Origin of the sequence: Helicobacter sp. MIT 01-3238 (assembly GCF_003364135.1) — a bacterium.
Taxonomy (GTDB): domain Bacteria; phylum Campylobacterota; class Campylobacteria; order Campylobacterales; family Helicobacteraceae; genus Helicobacter_B.
The window spans coordinates 24,498-48,032 of sequence record NZ_NXLN01000008.1 but is presented as its reverse complement, the minus strand read 5'-3'; the positions used below and the strand labels follow the sequence as shown (position 1 = coordinate 48,032).

Genomic DNA, 23,535 nt, shown 5'->3' with positions numbered 1-23,535 from the left:
ACCACAATGATGAAATTTGCAAAATATCGCAAATAACATAATAAGGCAAAAATGTGGCAAAACCAAAATATATGGACTTTTATGAAAAACACAACTAAGAAAATTGCAATAACTAAAATCCTGCTAGTCATTAGTATCATAGCAATCCCTATGTGCCAAAACATCGCAGCAAAAAGCCAAGATAATAGCCGAAATACCTCTATGCGCTTTGTTGATTTTGATGCTTTGGATTCTGCTAGTTTGGGAAATATAGAGCGCAAAAACAATGTCGCTACCAACAAACAAGGCAAATCAAAAACACCACCAACCCCGCTTTTAACGATGAATAATTTTAACTTTGACTTAGAAGCGTGGTTGCCTAGATTGGTGCAGATTGTAAATAGCACAGATGGTTCATTTTTTTCGGTAGGGGTGTGTGGGACTTGCCTTTTACAGGCTTATGAAATGGCTGCGGAAATCCTGCGCTATGGTAATACTCCACCCACGCAAGAGGGCTACTTTTTTAATCCCGCACCACGCACAAATCCATTTACAGATTTTCGCCAAAGACATTCGATTTTATACGCCACGCTAGTTGATATTGTGGAATATTATGTTATCCCTGCTAGTAATCCACAAGAGCGGTTTGCAAACTCCGCAAGAGTGGCTTATGCAAGTGCCATATCTTTACTTCCGCAGTATAATTGGCGGTTTTTGGGCTATGGGACAACGCAAAGTGAGATAAGGCAGATTTTGGGACAAATACTGCAAGGAAGTGTGGGGAGCTTGTATATTACCTCAATGACTCATCGTAGCAGTGCAGGGGTAAATACTCATCATAGTGTCTTGCTTGTGCGCACAAGTGGTGGCGTGCGCGTGATACAAACAAATGTTACAGGTGCGCCAGATTATTACCTGCGACATATCGCTAGAGAAAATACAACTATACAAAGTTTGCAAGAATCACTCACACAAGTAGGTGTGCCAAACTCACAGCTAATAATGGTGGGCGTTTCGCAAGTAAATGGAAGCTACACGATACCTTTTGCAAGTGCGCTATCTTTTAGCGATTGCACGGGTGAGGGCGATAGCAGGCGTGGCAATGCAAGAATCCCAAGTGCAAGCGCACTAAATCAATGCGCCAGTGGTAGGTGTAATCAATAAATTATAAAATCTAGAGTCATCTAAGTAGCTTAGCAAATCATAGGCAAATCTTGCTAAAAATCACTCTAAAATCACTCCTAGCAAAATCCGCAAACAAAAATCTTTGTAAAGTTTCTCGTAAAAATTTTTGAGATAGCGATTTGCTTGGAATAAATCCATATAAAATCAGCTAAATTTATCTCCACCTCAATCGTCACAAAAATCATTTTTAAAACACGGTTTTTAAAATTTTTGTGTTTTTTTTTCAAAATATTTATGGATTTAAGCATTTTTTAATAAGGGGGGGGGGTAAAATCACAACTTACTCGTTTTATTAAAGGATTAAATATGGCTGGTAAATACTTAGACCTTGAAATTAAATATCTAAGGGAAGATTTAGACTCAATACGCAAAAGAATTACACTTTTAAGAGTAGATACTAGAGTTTTATGGAACGCTATAGAACGAATACAAGATTTAGTAGGTATTGAGCGTAAAGTTTATTTGATAGAAGATGTTATAGAAATACTAAAAAATGATGGTGATTTTGGTAAGTCATTGGTGGAAGATTATGAAAAAATTCTAAAAGAAATTGAAAAATATTATAAAGAACAAAACAAACTTCATTAGATTCTTAAAAGTTAGCTTTTCTTTTTGCCTGTTTTTTCACTCACTTATTCATTTTCTTTTTTATAAGCCCTAAGCACGCGCTAGTGTGCTACAAAAAACAAGCGAGTAAGCCTGCGTCTCGTGTTTTGTAAGCCACTCTGTGCGCTTTAGCGCAAAAAATGCCTTGAGATAAGTGCGCCGTATAATGCACCCTCGTGCGTAGTCGCAAGAGATTTTACGCAAATTCCGTTCGCGAAAAATTATAGCTAGCACCTGCACCAGCGGCAGGTGCAATCAATAAAATCAATAAAAACATAATTGTAAGATTTTGTTTTTATTGCTAAGGTTTGTGTGTTTGCCTATGCTAAATGTATCACCTTACTACCTTACTTCTAGACACTACCACTATCAGCCCTTGCAACTCTATGCAACAAAAACTTGCTTAAACACACCACTTCGATTAAATTGTCTAAAAAAATGTTTTTTTATAAGTCAATACAAAATCAAACAGAATCTACAAAGTCCATAAAGTATTTCACACCCAATCGCTCTTTTATGCAATCCCCCATAGCAAAAATAAGGCTTTGTGTGCGTAGCATATTTTGAAAGTTTTTATTCTTTGTTTTTGTAGAATCTATGATATTTAGGGCTTTTTGGAGGTATTGCTCTTTGCTAAAAGCTCGTGTTTGGCTAAAACCCAAAACAAGGGATTTATAGCTTGCAAAATCTTTGGCGTGAGAGCCTACCCACCCCCTAGCCCCCTCCGCAAGGGAGGGGGAACAAGGCGACTTACGCGCAAAAGAGCTAGAATGTGCGTTATTTCCGCACATATTGTTTTCATTGGCAGTTTTGCTCTCTTTGTTTTCGCTATTGCAAGTAGTTTTGTCATATTGAGGGAAAGCGAAATATCTCTTATTTTTGACTTCCAAAAAATCCCTGCCGTGTTTTTCTAAAGAATCTTCGCTTGCTAAAGAAACTTCGCTAGGCTTGCTTTTTTGAGATACTTCGGCTAAAGCCTCAGTATGACAAATTGCAGAATTTACAAAATCCGCAGAATCATTTGACACGCTTTGCGTTTCGCCCTCACAAGCGGTTGATGTTTTTTGCAAATACTGCCCACCATTCCCAGCCACAATCGAAGTATTTGCGGTATTGCTTTGAGAAATCTCATTGCCCTGCGAGCGTAGATAGAACATTTCGCGTTCATCGAGCGAAGCAGGGTAATGAGATTTCCCAAATGAATCACCCGAAAACAAATTGCCAAAATCACTCAAAACCTCACTCACCACCCCCTCCACACCATCTACCTGCCCCCCCACCTCGCTCAAAAACTCCTCCTCATCACACACATAATACCTTAGCGCAAGCCCCTTGCCCTTTGCTATATACTCGATTCTGCTCTCTCCCTGCTCCATAGGAAAACTATCTAGCCACACATCAATGATATGCCCATATACCGCACTATCTATCTGCCCCGTGAAGCAAAAGCGTGGCAAGACGCTAGGATTTATTTGTGAGATTTTGGACTTGATGACTTCCTCATTTCCTGCACCACACGCGATAAACACACACTCTTCTCGCCTCTGTAATATCTCACAAATCACTTCCAAATAATCCATAGAGTCGATTTTGGCAAGCCTCCCCATAACGCCCAAAATCACTTTATCTCGTAGCCATTCATCAGCAAAATTACTAAAATTTTTTACCTCAAGATTTTTGTTTTGTGCTAGCAAATATGCGATATTTTCTCTAGCCTCCTTGATTTCTTGAGCTGACACGAGGGGATTATAAAATGTGGTATCCATTTTTACGGGGATTCCGCCAAATACCACGCCCTCGTGAGTGATTTCTCTCAAATCATTGCAAATATGCGTAAGCCTAGCATCGATTCCCTCAATGTCATAGACATAGTTGCCGTGCGTCCAAAACACCTGTGTAGGTGCGACACGCACGCTAAGCAAAAAATCACTAATCCCATAGCCATTATTTGGGCTAATCAAAATCTCCACCTCATCATTTTGGATTATCTCACGCAGAGCGAGGGCTTTTTGCAAATGTGAGTTATAAAAATTTGCTTTGTTAAAGGCTAGCCCAATGTCGATTATCTCCACACCAAGACTAGCAAAAAGCTGCATTATTCGCGGGTCATTTTCGCTTTTTTCTATGAGGCTCATACAATAAATTTTTATGCTATATTTTTGGCTAAAAGACGAGGAATTTATAAGGTTTTTGATAAGGCTATATTCGACTTTGAATGGCGAATTTTCCACAAACCTATCACGCAAAAAACCTATAATTTTTTTTGGTTGTGGGGTTGATTGTAGGGGTTTGGATTCTTGTGAGTTTTGAGGGGTTTGGGGAGATTCAATAGATTTCATAGATTTTAGATTTTGGTGCTTAGAATCTTTGGCTGTATTTCGTTTTTCTATTTTACTACTTTTTGTCAAAAATTTTGCCCCAAACTCCCTATAAAGCGCACTAGATTTTTCTAAAATTTCAGTATTGAACTCTCTCCATTGCTCTTGAGAGATAAAGCTATTGCCACAAAAATGGTATAAAAAAAGCTGCAAATACAGCACCTCATCTATGGCTTGGTAAAGCGGTTGCAAATTTTGTGGATTTTGAGGTTTTGTGTGATTTTGTGTGATTTTTGGATTTTGGTGTGGATTTGCTTCGTGTGGATTTTGTGCCATAGCACCTATCATAGATTCCACCATAGCCTTTTGGGCTTGTGAAATCCGCCCATAAAACACCTCTTTCCACAACGGATATAGGCTAAGCCATTCCCTTGAATTAAACCAATGCTCCACATTCCAAAAAATATGTAGCTGCCAATTGCACGCATTGCGCCGCTCTAGCGCACTATGCGCACGCCCAAACGCTAGCTTCATAGCTTCACAAAGTAGCGTAAAATCAAGCCTAAAAAGCGAGTAAGCCTCATAGATAAATGGCTGGATTTTCTGCGCTTTGGCACACTGCATATCTCCAAGCGATACAAACGCGCTAAAAAACACCAATCCATTCCTAAGTGATACTTGGGTAGCCCCATCATCTATTTTTGAAGTTTTTGAGCTATTTTTGTGATTTATACACCTATATTGCGCACTAGGGTAAGCCAAAACTCTGCTAATACTCCCAAGCTCAACAAGCATAAACCACTCTTCTTGACTGATATTTGTCGCACTCAAAGTGTTTGTAGCATTTGCAGAATCTGACTTTGTGGCTAGCATCTTATCTACAATCTCTATGAAATGCAAAAACCGCTCATCATCAGGGAAATACTCATAAATTGTTTTCACAAAATCTTTGTCAAAGCCACTATCAAAATCCGCCACAGAAAAACGAGACATAAGAAAATCTGGTGTGATAAACGCTAAATACAAAAATGTATAATCAAGTATATCCCCACGCTCATAAATCGCATAGATTTTCTCTCTAAAAGCACAAAAAATCTCGCCAAAAAGAGCAAATATCCTCTCAAAATCTTTGTGCGATGATTTTTTAGAAGTTTTGGGATTCGCTTTAGTGGTGTTAGAAGTGTTTTTTGAGTTTTTGGAAGTGCTATCTTTGCCAATCCCGCTTATAAGCGCAAGTAAAATCGCTTTTAGCTCGTTTGTATCTTTATCGGGGCTTACACGCTCTAGCACGCTAGATAAAAACGCCTCATCTATAAGTGTTTTGGGCATTTGATGAGAATCTATCATTACCACCCTTTGTGGCTACTTTTTATCAAAGCCAACGCATAATCATAAAAGGGAAAAAGTCTAGCAAACTTGCCTTGAGGACAAAAGCAACGCAAAATCATACAAAAGCTAAAAAGGGCTTTTTTCCTCTGCTATCTGCTGCTCCACTTGCGTATCTACTAGCCAAACATAGCCTAATGATGAACTTTGTGCATAGGGCTTTATCTCCGCGCTGATATAGCCAAAATCCTTATTCACGCTAGCGACTTCCCCCACCAAAATCCCCTCGACAAAAATCCCATCTAGCCCGCTTGTGCGCACTTGGTCGCCCACATTTACATCGTGCCACAGCGGGATAAAATCCGCCGTGATACGATTGGCACTAATCGCAGAGTTATGCACGACAGCAGGGATTTTGCCATCACCTATATGCACGCTATACGCGCTTTTTTTATCGCCATTAAAAAACCCCATAACCTTTTGCCCATCGATAAGCGCAATCCCAAGCACCTTGCTATCACGCACAACACCAAAGATTCTATCCTTTGGGTAGCCTTTTGCGTCAAAGTTTATCCACACACGATTGTAGTCGCCCATACCCACATACGAATACACCCTAGCAGGCAAAAATCTCGCATCATTGTAAAAAGCCTGCTGTGTGTCAAATACAGAGAGCCCATCAAGCTCTGATTGGGTATGCAAAAGCTGAAGTTTTAGTTTTTCATAATCTTTTAGTTTTTGTTTGTATTCCTCGATACTTGCGGCTTGATTTAGGTATTTTTGGTAAGAAAGTGATATGCTATCTTTGGTATCAAGCACAAAAGTTTTTATCCCATCGCTTATCGCCATAATACCGTTTTGTAAAAATCTGCTAGAATCTATGGCGATAAAAAGCACTGCTATGACGATGACAAGAACGCTTAGGGATTGATACCTCATTGCTATCTCTCAATTGTTTTGCAGGTTTTGATTTTGGGGAGTTTTGTTTTTCTAGCTTATTGATAGTTTGCAGTATTATACACAGCATCTATCTCTTCTAGTGCTTTGCCTGTGCCTTTTGCTACTGCTAGAAGTGGCTCATCACCGATAAACACAGGGAGCTTAATCGTGTCGCTTAGATACCTATCTAGCCCGCGGATAAGCGCACCACCACCCGTGAGTGTCAAGCCATTTTCTACCAAATCCCCCGCCAAATCCGCTGGGACGGATTCTATCACGCTTTTTACTGCGGAGCTGATTTCTCGTAGCTGGTCTTTCATCGCTTCTCGTATATCTTCACTTGTGAGCGTTATAGTGTCTAGCAGTCCGCTTACTTGGTCGCGCCCCTTGACTTCCATAGATAGCATATTATCTAGTGGAGCTGCTGCGCCGATTTCGATTTTTATCTCCTCGCCTAGTCTCTCGCCTATAAGCAGATTGTGGTGTTTGCGGACATAATTTACAATAGCCAAATCGATTTTATCCCCCGCTATGCGCACAGACTTGGATATGACAAGCCCACCTAGAGAGATGACGCCGATTTCAGTCGTCCCCCCACCAATATCCACTATCAAACTTCCTTGAGGCTCCTTGATAGGTAGTCCCGCACCAATCGCCGCTGCCATAGGCTCTTCAATGAGAAACACCTCTCTAGCGCCCGCACTCATTGCTGATTCTTTCACGGCTTTGCGCTCTACACCTGTAAGCCCATAAGGCACGCACACCATTATGCGTGGGCGCACCAACGCCTTGCGATTATGTGCTTTTTGGATAAAGTGGCGAATCATTTTTTCAGTTACATCAAAATCCGCGATAACTCCGTCTTTCATCGGGCGGATTACTTCGATTCCATTGGGGGTTTTCCCCACCATTTCTTTTGCCTCATATCCCACAGCGACTATCTCGCCGTCTCTATCAAACCTATCCACGCGCACCGCTACAATGCTTGGCTCATTGACAACGATTCCTTGTCCTTTGACTAGCACAAGGGTGTTTGCCGTGCCTAAATCTATCGCAACATCGTGCGAAAACATTCCTACAATCTTGTTGAATAACACTTCTACGCTCCTTTGACTTTATTAGAGATTTTTTTGTGCTTTATGAGCAATGGCTTGGATTTTTGCTCGACACAATCTTTTGTGATTACCACTTCGTGTTCTCTCATTGAAGGTAAGTCAAACATAATGTCTGTCATAAACTCCTCAATAATCGCCCTAAGCCCGCGAGCCCCCGTCTTGCGAGCTATGGCAAGCTCGGCTATGGATTCTATCGCTTCTTTTTCAAAGCTTAGCTTGACATTGTCATCGACTTCAAAAAGTTTTTGATACTGCTTGATAAGCGCGTTTTTGGGCTTGGTAAGAATATCTATCATCGCTTCTTTTGTGATAGGCTGCAAAGTCGCAGTGATATGAAGTCGCCCGATAAGCTCGGGGATAAGCCCATAGCTTACCAAATCATCTGGCTCGACAAGATTTAGCACATCTTTTTGTTGGGATTTTGTTTTTTGCACTTGCCCAAACCCAAGCACATTATCGCCCATCCTGCGCTGGATAATCTCACTCAAACCATCAAAAGCCCCGCCACAAATAAATAAAATATTTGTTGTATCAATTTGGACAAACCGCTCATTTGGGTGCTTCCTGCCACCTTTTTCGGAGATATTTACTACACTTCCTTCTATGATTTTTAGCAATGCTTGCTGCACGCCCTCGCCACTTACATCACGCGTTATAGAGCGATTCTCACTAAGTCGCGAGATTTTGTCAATCTCATCGATAAACACTATACCTCTTTGTGTTTTTTCTATGTCGCCATCGGCAGCTTGATAAAGCCTTGTTAGGATATTTTCTACATCTTCGCCCACATAGCCTGCCTCTGTCAAGCTAGTAGCATCACTAATGGCGATTGGCACATCTAAAAACCTAGCCAAAGTCTGCGCCATAAGCGTCTTGCCACTACCTGTGGGACCGATAAGCAAGATATTGGATTTTGCGATTTCGACATCATCGCTACTGCCACCTTTGTCGCTAGAATCAAAAGAACTAGCTTGATTTTGCTCGCTATCTTGTTTTGCTTGGGCAAGATTATTTGCGATACGCTTATAATGATTATAAATCGCCACGCAAAAAACCTTTTTTGCTTCTTCTTGCCCTATGACATACTCATCAAGTTTTGCCTTTAGCTCCTTAGGGCTTGGCACGCGTGAGCTTGGCAAATCAAGATTTAGCGATTGCTTTTGCGTGCTAAGGGTGGATTTTTTTACCCCATAAATAGGGTCTAAAAACTCCTTATAAACCGAGCTAATACAAGGCAGGCAAATAAACGCAAATGAGCTATTTGGGTCGTTTGGATTGGGATATTTCGCTCGCAATCCCTGCCTATGTGGCGTGATAGAATTCCCACAAAAATTACAAATAGGTTGATTCATATTAAAATGCCTCACTTTTAAGTATTGTGTGATTTGTGATTAAACCACTTACCACAAGCGTATTTGCCACTTTAGCCACTATTTTCACTTGTGTTTGTTTCATTTTTCTGCCTCGCTTTTGCGCAGAGGGATACCTCTTTGTGAGGCTAGGACAAACTCGCAGATTTTTTTGATAGATTCTCTTTTTATCGCACTATCCTCGCTTTTTGACTCATATCTATCAAGCATATCTTGCGCAAAACCTCGCATAGAAGTCGCAGAAAAAAGCTCCTTATAGAAATGGCTAATCTCATCAATCTCTTTGCTGTCAAATAGCTTTCGCATTCTGTGTTTGTTTAGCCCGCGAATCACAGCGCGATTGCCCTCTGCCATACAAAATGGAGGGACATCTTGACTTAGTGCGCTTGCTCCCGCTATCATCGCCCCATCGCCGATTTTGACAAACTGATGCACAGGCGTCATTCCACCGATATTGACATAATCCCCAATCTCAATATGCCCACCTAGCGTAGCGTTGTTTGCCAAAATGCAGTGATTGCCCACCACACAATCGTGTGCAATGTGAACAAATGCCATAAACAAATTTTCATTGCCAATGATTGTCTTGCCAATCCCGCCCTCTGTGCCCGGATTAAACATACAATGCTCACGGATAATGTTATTATCCCCAATGATTAGCTCGACTTTTTCGCCCGAGTATTTCAAATCCTGCGGAATCGTGCCAAGCACAGCATAAGGAAACACCACATTATTTTTACCCAAAGTGGTATCGCCCAAAATCGTTACACCATTATACAGCTTGCAACCCTCGCCGATTCTAACCCCCTCGCCAATCACGCAAAAATCGCCAATGTCAACTCCATCGGCTATCTGTGCGCCCTTTGCGATAATGGCAGTTCGTGCGATTTGTGCTTTCATAGTAGCTTACTCCTACCGTGCTAGTGCTTATGTCGCGCTTGCGCCACTTGCAGCATCACTATCAGCTACCATAGCTTTTAGTTGCGCTTCGCACACAAGCTTATCCTCTACAAACGCCTTGCCCTCAAGCGACCATACAGCACCTTTGTGCTTTAGGACGCTAAGACGATACTCTAGCTTGTCCCCGGGAACGACAGGAGAGCGGAATTTCACACCGTCAATCGTCATAAAATACACGATTTTGTTTTCAGCTGCACTCACATCATCGCCCCACATACTCACAAACGCCAGCACTCCCCCAGCCTGTGCCATTCCCTCAATAATCATCACTCCCGGATAAATAGGCTTACTAGGAAAATGCCCCAAAAACACCTGCTCATTTGCAGTAATATTTTTATACCCCTCAATAAGACTATCTTTTTCAAGTCTAGTAATCCTATCGACAAGCAAAAGTGGGTATCTATGTGGCAAGATTCTCTTAATCGCGTTTATATCCATTATGCTCATTTTACACCTTGTTAGAAAATTCACAACAAAAGCCCAAAACCACGCAAAACTAGCACAATCTCTACAAAAAAAGTCCTAAAAAGTATTGCTTCATCGCTTGTGAGAATCGCGCGTAAGTAGCGGGACTTTATGCAGATTTTGCAAGAAATCTTTAGTTTTTTATAGCATAAAAACAAAAAACTTTGCTTGCTTTTATTTGTATTTGACTAGCTTTGAAACTTAGGCTAAAACGCAAAATTATACAAAACTTTTGATAATGTTTTGCACGAATTTTTAAGCGATTTAAAACATTTTTTACATTTTTTACATAAATTTTTATTATTTATTTGCAAAAACTGAAAATATGAGGTAAAAATTGTAGATTTTACCTCGCATCAATGCACATTATTTGTTTTTTGTGCTTGATTAAATTTTGAAAGTTTTTATGACATTTTTACATTTTTATTCTTTGGTTTTGTGCTGTGTTTGGGGGTTGTATTTGTCTTTTGTGCTTGTTTGTTAGCGATTCTTCGCTCAATTTTTGGAGTTTTTTTATATTTTTCTTAACGCAAAAACTTAGGATTCATCTTTCCATATCAGCTTTTTTGCTATGCGTAATTTTTGCAAAAATATCTTTATAAGCCCACACAAAGCTACACAATTTCTATCACTTCAAACACCCTTTCATCTTGAAAAAAAGATTCTATGCTTACTGCTAGGGGATTTGAGATTGACTTGGTGTTATTGCTTAGATTTTGTGATTCTGCCAAATCCTTAGCCACCTCATCATCAATTATGATGATAGGATTTATCGACTCATATCCACAAAGCAGAGTGCGCAAATAAAGCTCTTCCTCATAGCAAATAGGCGCGTAAATGAGCTCCCTCACGCCATCATACCTCACACCACACTTGTGGCTTGCCTCATACTCACTGCCCTCATCGTTTTCGCTCGTTTGTTTGGCACAAAGAATCTCATTGAGGCTCTTTAGTGGCAAAAAAACCGTGTCATCTCTTTGACTAATCCCAATGGTAATTTTCACAGAATATGGGCTAGGACTATCTTTATTCAAAGCAAAATCCGCTTTAGAATCCACCCCCAAAGATTCTCGCAAAAAGGGGGAGCTATAAGCATTTATAGATATTTCTACCCAAGTTGGTAGCTCCATTTTTATTCGCTTGGATTCGGAGTGGGCTAGCACATAGTTGGGTATCGCCATTCCATTTAGCGATAATCTATGGCTTAGCACGCGATAGATTCGCTTTTTTCGCTGTGTAAGGATATATTTTTTGCCCGCCTTTTCTAGCGCATCTCGTTTGGCAAATACCTCACTTCTCTCCTCTATGCTCGCAGGCAAAGCACGACTACCTATATCGCTCATCATCTCTAGGCTATATCGTCCTTGTTTTTCTCGCTGCTTTTCTAGTGCGTATTTGCAGCCGCAATAGTTCTGCCGATAGAGATTGTCTTTTTTTGCTAGAGCATTTTGCTTATTCACTCCACCATTTGCACGGACATTGATTTTGACAAAATCTAACTTACGCGCTTTGGCTATGATGTCGCCCTGCTCATAAAGGACTTCTTGCTCTTTCATCGGGCTTGCAAGCAGAGTGCTAGTAAACCTCACTTCGCCAATCTCGCTTGCCACCTCCGCACTTCTCTCTAAACGAATATCAAAGCACTTCACACATCGCTCGCCCTTTTCGGGTGCTTCCTCCAGCCCACGCACTCCATTTAGCCACTCATCTGTGTCATATCTTCCCTCTATGAGCCCTACCCCGAGCATTTCACAGCTTCTGCGCACATCTTGGAGGCGCAAATCGTACTCGGACTTGGGGTGAATGTTTGGATTGTAAAAAAAGCCGATAAGATTCTCACTAGGATATGCTTTTTTCAATTCACTCAAAAAATAATGACTATCCACAGAGCAACAAATATGCACCAACATTTTTGTCCTTTTTTATTGTTTTGATTTTGTAGTGCTTATAGCGTTTTGCTAACACTCACTTTTTCACTCGCATTGTTATATATCTTTTTGCCAAAAACCATTGTCCCAAAACCTCTTTTGACTCAATCCCTTTCCCTCATAAAATAAAGATACCCACCGATACCACCCACCAATACAAGTAGCAAAAATACCAGCAAAAACACTTCTAAACTATCCATTTTGGATTCTCCTTTTTATGTAGATTTTAGTTTGTGTGCTTGATGAGGTTTGGCAAAATCTCTTTTTATTCGTATTTCATTTGTATTTAGCCCCACCCAAATCAATCATTAAATGTTTCATATGAAACATTTTCATAGTTTTTTGTATTACCCCGTATTACTCATTTTTGTGTGAATCTTTTTCTCTCGTAGTTGCCCACAAGCTGCTGAAATATCTACGCCCTTAGATTCTCGTATCGTGGCTAGCAGTCCTTTTGACACAAGAAAATCGGCAAACTCCTCTACTTTTTTCATTTCAGGGCGTTGATATTTTGATTCACTATGTGGATTAAACAATATCAAATTTACCTTTGCTTTGATTCCGTTAAGTAGCTTTAGTAGTTTTTTTGCGCTCGCCAAATCATCATTTATGTCTCGTATCACAAGGTATTCAAACATTACCCTCTTTCGAGTGTCGATAGGAAATCTCCTCACAGCATCAATCACGGCTTGTATATTGTAAGTCTTATTTATCGGCATAAGTTTGCTTCGTAGCTCATCATCTACCGCGTGTAGAGAAATCGCTAGTTGCACGCCCAAATCTAGCTTGCCTAGATTTTCTATTTGTGGGGCGATTCCGCTTGTAGAAATCGTCTGTCGCTTTGGAGAAATCGCTAGCCCATCTAGCTCGCTAAGTATCCCTATCGCTTGCACCACCTCATCAATATTGTGCAGTGGCTCACCCATACCCATATACACTATATTCACTCGCTTGTGAGATTCTAGGGCATTGTCTCGTTTGAGAAACACCACTTGTTGGACTATCTCTCCTGCAGTGAGATTGCGCACAAATCCTCCCCTAGCCGTAGAGCAAAAAGAGCAGCCGACTTTGCAGCCGATTTGACTAGAGAGGCAAAAAGTCCACTTCTCGCTTGCCAAAACCCTGCCGTTCTCATCTCTTTTTTTATCACGCATTTTGATACAGACTGATTCAAAGCAGTGTCCATCTCTCGCTTCAAAAAGATATTTTTGTGTGCCGTCTTTGCTTGTTTCTTTGGCGAGAAGTTTTAGATTTTGCGTGCTGAAATATTCATCAAGGTAAAATCGCAAATCTTTTGGTAGATTTAGCATTTTGCCAAACTCATCTTCATAGCGAACATATAGCCAATTATAAATCTGCTTAGCTCGATATGATGGAAATTTTTTAAGTTTTTCGCACATATCCCTTGCAAAATCATTACCCTTTTTGAAATCCTCGCTTGCGTTGCCGCTAGAATAAATAACACCAGAGGCAAAAACCTGCTCTAGCTCACTCAAGCGCATTCCATAAATATTGATTTTGTTAGATTCCATTTATCCACTCTTTATTCTAGCCAAGCGTTTATATCATCACTTTTTGACTTTGCGTTATGAAGTCCTCTAGCTTACGCTTTGCCTCACTATGGTTTGCCAGAAAATCCTTATGAGCATTTTCATCGCAATAGTTCGTTACACAAAACACGCCCATAGCAGGCACACCAAAACTTTGAGCAACTTTCATCACGGCATAAAATTCCATATTTTCTAGTAGTACGCCAGCCATAGCCATTTGATTTGCGCTATTCTCATCTGTGGTAATGTAGTTTGATGAATTCACAATCGCTTGTTTTGTTTGCTCTATTTGCCTTGCTACAACACTATTTCGCATAGATTTTTGTTGATTTTCTGTTTTTTGATTTTGGATTGATTTTAGAGTTTGCTCCGATGTTTCATATGAAACATTTTTTTGCCCAGATTCTCTATCTCCCAAATTCTCATCGCTCACAAAAAATCTAGCAAAATCCCCAAATCCACTCAAATCCGCCGATTCCATTTTTACTACATTGTCTATCGGTGTATAGCTCCCACCACTCAAAAAGCTAGATTCTATCTGTGTCGCCTCCACCGAAAAAAACATATCCCCTATCAAAATCTCTTTACTATACGCCCCAGCACTCCCCACAAATATGATATTTTCTACTTCCCTTGCTCCGCCTAGCAGTAGCCTAGTCAGTCCCAAGCTCGCCTCTACTAGCCCTATGCCTATCGGCACAGCACAGCACAGAGTTTCATTTCGCCCAGCACACACTAGCATCTACACCACCTTGCACGCCCCTCACACAATCCTCCAAAACACGACCAAGCCACAAAATCTCATATCCGCACCGCTATACCACAATTGTGCAGATAATCTTTTAGCTCGGAGATAGAGATTTCATCGTTGTGAAATATGCTCGCAGCCAATGCCGCATCAGCCACTCCTCGCTCAAAAACCTCCGCTATATCGCCCATCTTGCCCGCTCCACCAGAAGCGATGATGGGCAGTCCTACCGCTTCGCGCAATGCCCCTAGCCCCTCCAAATCATATCCCCCCTTTGTCCCATCAGTATCCATGCTTGTATGCAGGATTTCCCCCGCTCCATTATCCTCGCAGATTTTCGCCCATTCGCACAGCTCCAGCTCTACTTTCTCTCTACCACCCTTGATATAGACTTCTTTTCTTTGTGGGTTATTCTCTGCCGAGCGAGTATCGATAGCCACCACCACACATTGTGAGCCAAATCTTTTTGCTGCTTGAGCTACCAAGCTAGGATTTTTTATTGCTGCACTATTTAGGCTTATCTTGTCCGCCCCAGCATTTAGTAGCGCATACATATCTTCTAGGCTAGAGATTCCCCCACCGATAGTAAGCGGGATATAGACTTCTTTGGCAATCTTTTCACACAGAGAAACTATCGTTTTGCGATGCTCAAAAGACGCGGTTATATCTAGTAGCACCAGCTCATCAGCCCCCGCGTCATTGTATATTTTTGCTAGCTCCACAGGGTCACCCACATTTTGCAGTCCCACGAAATTCACCCCCTTTACCACCTGCCCATCCTTTATGTCAAGGCAGGGGATAATCCGTTTTGCTAGCATTTAGATTCCTTTTATTTAATTGTCCAATCAAACCATATATTCCCAAATCACACCACTAAATTTTGTGCGCAATCATAACATTTTTTCCTTTTCTTTTTCTTATTTTTTATCCATATTGCAAAGCAATCATAAAAACTACCGCGTATATTTCGCCTACATTGTGCGAGATTTGGTGTGATTTTTGCGCATATTTTTACAAATTTTTACCACAATCAACAAAAGATTCGCTACAATACCACCTAAAGCAAATCAAACCATTCTTTGCAAACAAATGCTTTTTATAAATAGATTCTCATAAAATAGATTTATAAAAAGGATTTTCCTGCAGAGAAGCATAATACCAAAAAAACATTTTGGACAGAATTTTCTAAAAGATTCTATCATTTTAGACAAAATCCTCCAAGCAAGCTCCGAGCTATACCAAAGCTGTTTAGCCAAGCTAGAGAATGCACCAAAATCCTCGCTAGATTCTAGCAAGGCGCAAGAGATGACACAAAATGGTGCGAAACATAGTGATGAGTATCCGCTAGAAATATCAAAATCTAGCAGCCTCCACACTTCACAAAACCTCCAGCTTCAAAGTCTAAAGCTTGTAGAAATCGGTGTTGGCTTGGGTGATTTATCCATTAGGCTTTTGGGCATCGCTCCTCTCCTTTCTTATGAGATTGACGAAGCTCTGTGTTCTTTTGTATTGCAGCGATTTGCAAAGCAAAGCCTTGCGAATCATTTTGATTTGATACACGCAGATGTGCTATCTCTGCCCTTTGCCCTAGCACTCCAAAAATACGAGAGCAAAGAAAAAAGCAAAGAGGGCAAAGCAGATGATACGACAAAAACCGACATTAGTAGCACGGCAAAATATGAGGACACAAGCGCAAAAATACGCAAGCAGCTAGATGAAAAAAACGCTAGCCAAATAAGCCCAAAAAGCTCTTGGCTTGCCACCTCCCCATATATCCTCATCTCAAATCTACCCTACTATATCGCCACGCGCATTATCCTTATCGCGCTAAAAGACCCGCTTTGCAAGGGGTTTGTGGTGATGACACAAAAGGAGGTAGCGGATAAATTCTGTGCTAGCAGTGGATATAGTGAGTTTTGCGCTCTATCTGTGCTAGCACAAAGCGTAGGAGATATACGACTACTTTTTAGCGTGCCAAAAGAAGCGTTTGAACCTATGCCAAAGGTAACTTCATCAGTTTTTAGCCTGCGCAAAGGGCAAGAAAGTTTCTTGGGCGATTTTACAAAATCTAGCCAAAGGTGGCTTAGCTTTGAAAAAATGCTAAAACACGCATTTGTATCGCCTAGAAAAAAGCTACTATCAAATCTAGCAAGACATTATGACAAAAAGCAACTAGAGGAAATTTTTGCTACACTTGATATGCCCTCTCACAGCAGAGCACACCAAGTAAGCACACAAAAATATCACCACATTTTCACAAAACTCGAAAGGATACACGATGAATGACAACAACAACGAACAACAAAAACGAGGGTTTTTCTCTCGATTTGGCAAAAAAGACGGACAATCTCCGCAAAACAACCACAACAACCACAACTCTCACAACAAAGACCACCGCAACCACAAAAGCAAGCATAGACAAGGCAGCGGACAAAACGGCACAACAAATGAAGCAAGCAACTCGCAAAGGGATAGCTCACAAAACGGACAAAACTCACAAAACCACACCAAACACCAAAATCAGCCAAATTCTGTCGCTCCTCAAAAACGACAATTCCCAAACCAGCGAATGCAAGTGCTGCAAGACTCTGCTAGCAGGGGAGCTAGAGAAGTGCAAGGAGCAAAAGAAAAAGGCAATCTAGAATTTCACAAAGACCTAAAAAAAGGTGTAGAAACAAACACTAGAATTCAAAAAAACAGCCTAAACCCACACAATAAGCTAGACCTCTCCACCAAAGAAAAAATCAAAATCACGCCTCTTGGTGGGCTAGGGGAAATCGGTGGAAATATGATGGTAATGGAGAGCGAAAACAGCGCGATTATCATCGATGTGGGTATGAGCTTCCCAGAAGAAAATATGCACGGCGTGGATATTCTTATCCCAGATTTTAGCTACATACATTCTATCAAAAGCAAAATCGCAGGCATAGTCATAACCCACGCCCACGAAGACCACATAGGCGCAGTCCCCTATCTATTCAAAGAATTGCAATTCCCCCTTTATGGCACACCTCTAGCACTAGGAATGATAGGTGCGAAATTTGATGAGCACGGGCTAAAGCAATACCGCCCTATGCTAAAAGTCGTCCAAAAACGCCAGCCCGTGCAAATCGGGGATTTTGAAATCGAGTGGATTCATATCACTCACTCTATCATTGATTCTAGTGCGCTAGGGATTCGCACAGCAGCAGGGATTATCCTCCATACAGGAGATTTCAAAATCGACCACACACCCATAGATAATCTCCCCACAGATTTACACCGCCTAGCACATTATGGCGAAGAGGGGGTTATGCTTTTGCTTAGCGATTCTACCAACTCCCACAAAAGTGGTTGCACACAAAGCGAAGCCACTGTTGGACCTACATTTGACGCATTGTTTAAAAACGCCGATGGACGCGTGATAATGAGCACATTTAGCTCCAATATCCACCGCGTATATCAAGCAATCACCTATGGGCTAAAATACGGGCGCAAAGTCTGTGTCATCGGTCGCTCTATGGAAAAAAACATAGAAATCGCACGCGAACTAGGCTACATAGACTTGCCAAACAACATTTTCATCGAAGCTCACGAGGTAGAAAAATACCCTGATAGCGAGATTCTAATCGTTACCACAGGTTCTCAAGGGGAAACGATGAGTGCGCTATATCGTATGGCTACCGATGAGCACCGCCATATCAAAATCAAGTCTAGCGACTTGATAATCCTATCAGCAAAAGCTATCCCGGGCAATGAGGGTAGCGTATCTGCTGTGCTAAATTTCCTTATGAAAGCGGGTGCTAGCGTGGCTTACCAAGACTTTAGCGAAATCCACGTAAGCGGACACGCCGCACAAGAAGAGCAAAAACTTATGCTTCGTCTTATAAAGCCCAAATTTTTCTTACCAGTGCACGGCGAGTATAACCACGTCTCCAAGCACAAAGACACCGCTATAAAGTGTGGCGTGCCAGAGAAAAACATACTGCTAATGGAAGATGGCGACCAAATCGAAGTAAACCCCACATATATCAAAAAAGTCGGCAATGTCAAATCAGGCAAAGTTTTCATCGACAATCAAGCTTGCAAAGAGATTGACGCACCCACACTACAAGACAGAAAAGATTTGGCAGATAGCGGGATAGTAAGCGTGGTGGCATTTATCGCTAAGCAAGAGCAAAAGCTCCGCTCACTTGAAATCCAAATGGTAGGCGTAGCAAACCAAAACGAGCAAAAAGAGCTAGAAAAAGAAGTGCAAGGCACGATAGAAATGGCTATCCGCACGATAAAAAAAGAAACGATGAATTCCAAAGGACATCTAGAAGCAGAGCTACGAAACATTATCCGCAAACTACTATTTAAAAAGCTCAAAAAATATCCTGCGATTATGATGCATATCTTTACGGCATAAATCTTGCTAGTGTTTTGCTAGATTCTAAAGTAGAGGTTGCACTCTTTGCAATCTCTACTTTAAGCAAAAAGCTGATAAAAGCACAAAAAGGATAAAGCCTTGAAAAGTTTTGATACTTCGCTAGATTTCACCCAAATCGCTACAAATGTCCTAAAAGACGAAGCAAAATCGCTGCTTGATAGTGCCACTTCTCTCCCTCAAATCCTCCCAAACACCGCACTAAAAAACATCATATCCCTCATACTAGATTCCACCTCACAAGGTGGCAAGCTAATCATCACAGGTGTAGGCAAAAGCGGGCATATCGGTAGCAAAATCGCAGCTACACTTGCATCCACAGGCACGCCTAGCTTTTTCCTCCACCCCACAGAAGCTTTGCACGGGGATTTGGGAATGGTAAGCCAAAATGACATTGTGTTGGCTATCAGTTATAGCGGGACTTCTAGCGAGGTGCTAGCTATTATCCCTCATCTAAAAAGAAAATCAAAAGCTATCATAACGATGAGCAAAGCAAAAGATTCCGCGCTTAGCGAGTATAGCGAGCATTTTTTACCTATCTTTGTAGAGAGGGAAGCCTGCCCGATAAATAGCGCACCGATGAGTAGCACCACGCTTACTCTTGCTATGGGAGATGCTCTAGCTGCCTGCCTAATGCACGCACGAGGATTTGGCAAACAAGATTTTGGCTCTCTACACCCCGGTGGTGCGCTAGGGCGCAAACTATTTGTAAAAATCGCTGACGTAATGCAAAAAGACAACCTCCCCATAATCACACAAGACACTTCGCTAAAAGAAGCCATAATAGAAATGAGTCAAAAGCGACTAGGCAACGCTATCATCGTAGAAAATCTAAAAGAGCTAAAGCCCATAGCGATTCTAAGCGATGGGGATTTGCGCCGTGCGATGATGGATAAGGATTTTTGCCTTGATTCCCCTGCACTGCGATATGCTAGCAAGACACCAAAAACCTGCAATGATGAAAATCTACTAGCAAGCCAAGCCCTAGAAATCATCGAAAAAAGCAAAATCCAGCTACTAATCATCACAGACAAAAACAGCTCTCTAAAAGGCGTGCTACATATCCACACACTACTAGATGCGGGCATAACCATAGACTAAATCAACTAGCCTAAAATCAAAAATATTAAATCAAGCAAAAGGAGTAAAAATGTTTGAGAAAATCAACGAAATCATTGCCAATATTGAGGAAATCCGCGATGAAATCACTATTTTGCTAGGAATGGCAAAGATTAGCTTTGTGGATTATATTATGATAAAGCGTGGCTCTATGGATATGCCAGAGGGTATGCAAATGTCAGTGTGGGAGCACCTAAACGAAGAAGTAGACAAACTAAAAGCTCAAATAGATTTGCTAAACAAACTAAAGCGCGAAATGCTTGTGTTTTAGAATTTCACAAAATCAAAAAATAGTAAAAAAGAAGTGTCAAAATAAAAGAATATTAAGGAAGTAAAATGGTGGCTCGAGGCGGAATCGAACCACCGACACGGAGATTTTCAGTCTCCTGCTCTACCGACTGAGCTATCGAGCCATACTAAAAGATTTAAATCAAATATTCAAACAAAGTAAGCGGGTATTGTATCCAAAATTGTGTAAATTTCATCTTAAATGAATACATAAACCGCTTATGGTGTCTTAATAGTGTCAAAAACCATCCCTAGATTTTGCTATAATCATCAGCTTTTATAAAAAAATATAAGGAATAAAAATGTCAAAACCCCTAAACCTTATCTCTTGGAATGTCAATGGGCTGCGTGCGTGTATGAATAAAGGCTTTATGGAGTTTTTCCGCTCCATAGATGCCGATATTTTTTGTATCCAAGAGTCCAAAATGCAGCGCGAGCAAGCCGACTTTGACTTTAGCACTCTGGGCTACAAAGACTTTTGGAATAGCGCGCAAAAAAAGGGCTACTCTGGCGTGGTTACGCTTAGCAAGAGAAAGCCCCTAAGTGTGCAATACGATATGGGGATAGCCCACCACGACAAAGAGGGCAGAATCATCACCGCAGAGTTTGAGGGCTTCTACCTAATAAATGTCTATACACCAAACTCCAAGCGCGAGCTAGAGCGGCTAGAGTATCGTATGCAGTGGGAAGATGACTTCCGCGCGTTTCTTAAAAACTTAGAGCGAAAAAAGCCCGTGATAGTCTGCGGAGACTTAAATGTCGCGCACAAAGAGATTGACTTGAAAAATCCAAAGACAAACTGCACGCGCAAAGATTCTAGCGGGGAAGTTACATTCTTGGGCAATGCGGGCTTTAGTGATTGGGAGAGGGAGAAGTTTGGCACGCTTTTAAATTCTGGATTTGTCGATACATTTCGGCATTTCTACCCCGACAAAGAGGGTGCATACAGCTGGTGGAGCTACTTTGGCACAGCACGAGAAAAAAACATCGGCTGGAGAATCGACTACTTCCTTTGCTCCAAAGCCCTAGTGCCAAACCTCATAGACGCCAAAATCTACCCGCAGATTTTAGGGAGCGACCACTGCCCTGTGGGACTAGAGATAGGGTTTTAAGCCCTATAATGCCTTTTTGCGATATTTTTGCAACATTTTTACGCGTTTTTTTTTGCCCTGCCCTCCTTTTTAAAATTTAAATCTTTTTAGCCAAATCCTCCTTTGCCACCCTACCTTTATTTTTTAATGAATAGTCTTAAATCTTTTAGAATCTTATACGGTATCTAAGAGAGTTTTTTAAAGATATTTTAAGGGGGGGGGGGTAATATAATTCCCACGAATTTTAAAACATAAGGAGTGGCGATAATGGCAACTTTTCCATTCAATAATTTTCCCGATACCCAAAAAATCCTCTATGAAAGCGCAGATGGAGCATTTCACATAGCTTCAGGCTATGACAAAGAAGACCCACAAAACGAGAATGCTCCAAAAGTCCTTTCTATCGGTATTCGTTGGGTAGTAAGCAGAAACGACAATCAACAAAATAAGAAACCATCACTAGGCTATCCAAACGCACATTCTAAACCCTGCTGGTTTATACTTCCTGATGATTTGGCAATTTGTCTATTGCAGTGTATAAAAAATAATCCTGTTATTGACAAATCTGGGATTGACAAAGCCCTGCAAATACTCAATCAACAGACAACTTAAGAAAGACAAACTTAGTCAATAAAGCGTGTGATAAACACTAATGTTTGCATTTGCTATTGGCAAATGTATCGTAACTTTAAGGAGAATAAAATGAAAAATAAAATAACAAAGTGTAATAAATGGTTAGTAGGATTTGCTTTAGTAGCAAGTATAGCATTTAGTGGGTGTGATGCTATAAGTGGTGGTAGCTACTGCGATGATAAAGATGGACAAAAGATTTTTACCGAGCTTTTAAAAGAGTATTTGCTAAAAAGCCAAGATTTACAAAAATATATTGGTAAAAACCAAAAAGACTTACAAGAATATATCGATAAAGTAGATTTTTCGTATGAAATGGACAAAGAACATTCAATCATTAACGAGGATGAAAAGGGTGCCGCTTGTGTTATCAAAAACATAACTATCAAATTTGATAAAGGCGATAGTGTCGTCATCAATGGTGCTTTTAGCGATGGGGCAAAAAAAGCAATGAATTTTCTGGGTGCACTTGCTGGAAAATATCAGCTTGGAAATGAATTGTCTTCACGCTTCATCTATTTTATGGGTTATGAGCAAAACAAAAAGACTAAAGAAACTAGAATTGAAGTGCTAGCCCCTTTATTCTCGCAGACAAATATATTGATAAGTGAATTTTTCAAAGATATACCCAAAAATATCATAGACTACTATGATGGCACAGGTGTGCTTATCGATGGCAAAAGAAAAGGTGCTTGCCCAGATGGTGTGCGACAGACAAGGGACAAAAACGGCGAAATCGCCTTTGAGGGAGGGTGTGCAAATGGCACAAAAGAGGGTGCGTGGAAATACTATGAAAATGGATTTTTGGCAAAAGAGGAACTATATAAAAATGGGCTACTAGATAAAGCCACAAAATATTATCCCCTAACGGGTATGATAGAATCTGAATTTGCAAAAGATGGCAATGGCAATGCAACATTGAGAATATACAATAAAGAAGGTTACATTGCACAATTTGTGCCATTCAGCATAGATAAAAATGGCAATAAGGTGGTAAATGGAAAGGCGTTTGCAGGTCGGATGTTTCCAAGTCCGGGGACTCATCGTGAAGGATTTTATAAAAGCGAACTTAAAGAATTAGGGATAGAAAAAATTTTAGAGAAGGGTTACTGTCCAGAAAACATTATTTTTGCTGATAATTTTAATTATGTAGAGGTGTCTAATGGTGTTTTTGTGCTTGGACAAAAACTATCAATATCAGGTGAACTTGAAAAAGTAAAAACAGAGCAGGAGGCTTTTGCACTCATAGAACAAAAAGACAAATGTGAAGTTATCAGGAATAATAATTTGGTATTAGCTGTAGAGTTATCTCGGGTGGCTGATGGAGTTTTTGCTCGTTTTTATAAGAACGACGAAGAAATAGGAGATTTATTCAATTACAAAAGTAGTGGATATTGCACCACAGGGCAATGTCAGGTAATGTTTAAAGAGCTGATAGACAAAAGTTTCTACAAAGATAAAATCTACTCTGCCCTAGAATCTGCCAAGCCTGAAGAGCGAAGAGAATAAA

Annotated in this window: 19 protein-coding genes and 1 tRNA gene; 9 read left to right on the top strand and 11 right to left on the bottom strand. The window is 40.8% G+C overall.

All coding sequences use genetic code 11. The features are described 5' to 3' along the window. Positions 1-81 precede the first annotated feature (81 nt). Together CQA40_RS04085 and CQA40_RS04075 are read left to right on the top strand one after the other, a co-directional pair. Positions 82-1,143: a DUF1561 family protein gene (locus tag CQA40_RS04085; RefSeq protein ID WP_181882822.1), complete on the top strand. Its 1,062-nt coding sequence runs from the start codon at positions 82-84 to the stop codon at positions 1,141-1,143. A gap of 327 nt (positions 1,144-1,470) precedes the next feature. Next, positions 1,471-1,752: a hypothetical protein gene (locus tag CQA40_RS04075; protein WP_115519667.1), complete on the top strand. Its 282-nt coding sequence runs from the start codon at positions 1,471-1,473 to the stop codon at positions 1,750-1,752. A gap of 482 nt (positions 1,753-2,234) precedes the next feature. Here CQA40_RS04075 and CQA40_RS04070 read toward each other — a convergent pair whose 3' ends face one another. From CQA40_RS04070 to hisF, 10 genes are all read right to left on the bottom strand, one after another. Beyond that, on the bottom strand, positions 2,235-5,435 hold the full coding sequence (locus CQA40_RS04070; RefSeq protein ID WP_115519666.1) for a hypothetical protein: 3,201 nt from the start codon (positions 5,433-5,435) through the stop codon (positions 2,235-2,237). A gap of 108 nt (positions 5,436-5,543) precedes the next feature. Continuing rightward, on the bottom strand, positions 5,544-6,353 hold the full coding sequence (gene mreC, locus CQA40_RS04065) for a rod shape-determining protein MreC (RefSeq protein ID WP_115519665.1): 810 nt from the start codon (positions 6,351-6,353) through the stop codon (positions 5,544-5,546). A 56-nt stretch (positions 6,354-6,409) separates the two neighbouring features. Next, the gene (locus CQA40_RS04060; RefSeq protein ID WP_181882827.1) at positions 6,410-7,426 is read right to left on the bottom strand and encodes a rod shape-determining protein; all 1,017 of its coding nucleotides are present in this window, start codon (positions 7,424-7,426) and stop codon (positions 6,410-6,412) included. Positions 7,427-7,452: 26 nt separating this feature from the next. Beyond that, the gene (clpX, locus tag CQA40_RS04055; protein ID WP_115519664.1) at positions 7,453-8,820 is read right to left on the bottom strand and encodes an ATP-dependent protease ATP-binding subunit ClpX; all 1,368 of its coding nucleotides are present in this window, start codon (positions 8,818-8,820) and stop codon (positions 7,453-7,455) included. A 99-nt stretch (positions 8,821-8,919) separates the two neighbouring features. After that, positions 8,920-9,738 carry an acyl-ACP--UDP-N-acetylglucosamine O-acyltransferase gene (lpxA, locus tag CQA40_RS04050; RefSeq protein WP_115519663.1) on the bottom strand — a complete coding sequence of 273 codons (819 nt, stop codon included), beginning with the start codon at positions 9,736-9,738 and terminating at the stop codon, positions 8,920-8,922. A 27-nt stretch (positions 9,739-9,765) separates the two neighbouring features. Further along, positions 9,766-10,245 (bottom strand): 3-hydroxyacyl-ACP dehydratase FabZ, encoded by a 480-nt coding sequence (gene fabZ, locus CQA40_RS04045; protein WP_115519662.1) that lies wholly within the window; start codon positions 10,243-10,245, stop codon positions 9,766-9,768. A 632-nt stretch (positions 10,246-10,877) separates the two neighbouring features. Then, on the bottom strand, positions 10,878-12,173 hold the full coding sequence (locus CQA40_RS04040) for an epoxyqueuosine reductase QueH (RefSeq protein WP_115519661.1): 1,296 nt from the start codon (positions 12,171-12,173) through the stop codon (positions 10,878-10,880). 365 nt (positions 12,174-12,538) lie between these two features. After that, entirely contained in the window at positions 12,539-13,591 is a 1,053-nt protein-coding gene (gene rlmN, locus CQA40_RS04035; protein WP_115519692.1) for a 23S rRNA (adenine(2503)-C(2))-methyltransferase RlmN, read from the bottom strand. 160 nt (positions 13,592-13,751) lie between these two features. Continuing rightward, positions 13,752-14,483, bottom strand: coding sequence for a purine-nucleoside phosphorylase (locus CQA40_RS04030; RefSeq protein WP_115519660.1), 732 nt, complete (start codon positions 14,481-14,483; stop codon positions 13,752-13,754). 59 nt (positions 14,484-14,542) lie between these two features. Further along, entirely contained in the window at positions 14,543-15,307 is a 765-nt protein-coding gene (hisF, locus tag CQA40_RS04025) for an imidazole glycerol phosphate synthase subunit HisF (protein WP_115519659.1), read from the bottom strand. Positions 15,308-15,794: 487 nt separating this feature from the next. Here hisF and CQA40_RS04015 point away from each other — a divergent pair, with 487 nt between their 5' ends. The 4 genes from CQA40_RS04015 (at position 15,795) to CQA40_RS04000 (ending at position 20,287) form a co-directional block, all read left to right on the top strand. Further along, positions 15,795-16,775 (top strand): rRNA adenine dimethyltransferase family protein, encoded by a 981-nt coding sequence (locus CQA40_RS04015; protein WP_115519657.1) that lies wholly within the window; start codon positions 15,795-15,797, stop codon positions 16,773-16,775. Then, a complete protein-coding gene (locus tag CQA40_RS04010; protein WP_115519656.1) occupies positions 16,768-18,879 on the top strand; it encodes a ribonuclease J in 2,112 nt (703 codons plus the stop codon). Before CQA40_RS04015 ends, CQA40_RS04010 begins: the two co-directional genes overlap by 8 nt. A gap of 99 nt (positions 18,880-18,978) precedes the next feature. Then, positions 18,979-19,998: a KpsF/GutQ family sugar-phosphate isomerase gene (locus CQA40_RS04005; RefSeq protein ID WP_115519655.1), complete on the top strand. Its 1,020-nt coding sequence runs from the start codon at positions 18,979-18,981 to the stop codon at positions 19,996-19,998. 49 nt (positions 19,999-20,047) lie between these two features. Beyond that, the gene (locus CQA40_RS04000; protein ID WP_023926713.1) at positions 20,048-20,287 is read left to right on the top strand and encodes a DUF2443 family protein; all 240 of its coding nucleotides are present in this window, start codon (positions 20,048-20,050) and stop codon (positions 20,285-20,287) included. A 66-nt stretch (positions 20,288-20,353) separates the two neighbouring features. On the opposite strand, the gene CQA40_RS03995 is transcribed toward CQA40_RS04000, so the two are convergent. Further along, a tRNA-Phe gene (locus CQA40_RS03995) sits at positions 20,354-20,429 on the bottom strand. Between the two features lie 177 nt (positions 20,430-20,606). Here CQA40_RS03995 and CQA40_RS03990 point away from each other — a divergent pair. From CQA40_RS03990 to CQA40_RS03980, 3 genes are all read left to right on the top strand, one after another. Continuing rightward, positions 20,607-21,416: an exodeoxyribonuclease III gene (locus CQA40_RS03990; RefSeq protein WP_115519654.1), complete on the top strand. Its 810-nt coding sequence runs from the start codon at positions 20,607-20,609 to the stop codon at positions 21,414-21,416. A 246-nt stretch (positions 21,417-21,662) separates the two neighbouring features. Further along, positions 21,663-22,007: a hypothetical protein gene (locus tag CQA40_RS03985; RefSeq protein WP_115519653.1), complete on the top strand. Its 345-nt coding sequence runs from the start codon at positions 21,663-21,665 to the stop codon at positions 22,005-22,007. Positions 22,008-22,034: 27 nt separating this feature from the next. Continuing rightward, positions 22,035-23,534: a toxin-antitoxin system YwqK family antitoxin gene (locus CQA40_RS03980; protein WP_147290155.1), complete on the top strand. Its 1,500-nt coding sequence runs from the start codon at positions 22,035-22,037 to the stop codon at positions 23,532-23,534. Position 23,535: the final 1 nt, after the last annotated feature.

Bases quoted from the DNA above. Each gene is read 5' to 3' on its own strand.
- CQA40_RS04085 (WP_181882822.1), top strand. From the start codon at position 82: ATGAAAAACACAACTAAGAAAATTGCAATAACTAAAATCCTGCTAGTC.
- CQA40_RS04075 (WP_115519667.1), top strand. From the start codon at position 1,471: ATGGCTGGTAAATACTTAGACCTTGAAATTAAATATCTAAGGGAAGAT.
- CQA40_RS04070 (WP_115519666.1), bottom strand. From the start codon at position 5,435: ATGATAGATTCTCATCAAATGCCCAAAACACTTATAGATGAGGCGTTT.
- mreC (WP_115519665.1), bottom strand. From the start codon at position 6,353: ATGAGGTATCAATCCCTAAGCGTTCTTGTCATCGTCATAGCAGTGCTT.
- CQA40_RS04060 (WP_181882827.1), bottom strand. From the start codon at position 7,426: ATGTTTTCGCACGATGTTGCGATAGATTTAGGCACGGCAAACACCCTT.
- clpX (WP_115519664.1), bottom strand. From the start codon at position 8,820: ATGAATCAACCTATTTGTAATTTTTGTGGGAATTCTATCACGCCACAT.
- lpxA (WP_115519663.1), bottom strand. From the start codon at position 9,738: ATGAAAGCACAAATCGCACGAACTGCCATTATCGCAAAGGGCGCACAG.
- fabZ (WP_115519662.1), bottom strand. From the start codon at position 10,245: ATGAGCATAATGGATATAAACGCGATTAAGAGAATCTTGCCACATAGA.
- CQA40_RS04040 (WP_115519661.1), bottom strand. From the start codon at position 12,173: ATGTTGGTGCATATTTGTTGCTCTGTGGATAGTCATTATTTTTTGAGT.
- rlmN (WP_115519692.1), bottom strand. From the start codon at position 13,591: ATGTGCGAAAAACTTAAAAAATTTCCATCATATCGAGCTAAGCAGATT.
- CQA40_RS04030 (WP_115519660.1), bottom strand. From the start codon at position 14,483: ATGCTAGTGTGTGCTGGGCGAAATGAAACTCTGTGCTGTGCTGTGCCG.
- hisF (WP_115519659.1), bottom strand. From the start codon at position 15,307: ATGCTAGCAAAACGGATTATCCCCTGCCTTGACATAAAGGATGGGCAG.
- CQA40_RS04015 (WP_115519657.1), top strand. From the start codon at position 15,795: ATGACACAAAATGGTGCGAAACATAGTGATGAGTATCCGCTAGAAATA.
- CQA40_RS04010 (WP_115519656.1), top strand. From the start codon at position 16,768: ATGAATGACAACAACAACGAACAACAAAAACGAGGGTTTTTCTCTCGA.
- CQA40_RS04000 (WP_023926713.1), top strand. From the start codon at position 20,048: ATGTTTGAGAAAATCAACGAAATCATTGCCAATATTGAGGAAATCCGC.
- CQA40_RS03990 (WP_115519654.1), top strand. From the start codon at position 20,607: ATGTCAAAACCCCTAAACCTTATCTCTTGGAATGTCAATGGGCTGCGT.
- CQA40_RS03985 (WP_115519653.1), top strand. From the start codon at position 21,663: ATGGCAACTTTTCCATTCAATAATTTTCCCGATACCCAAAAAATCCTC.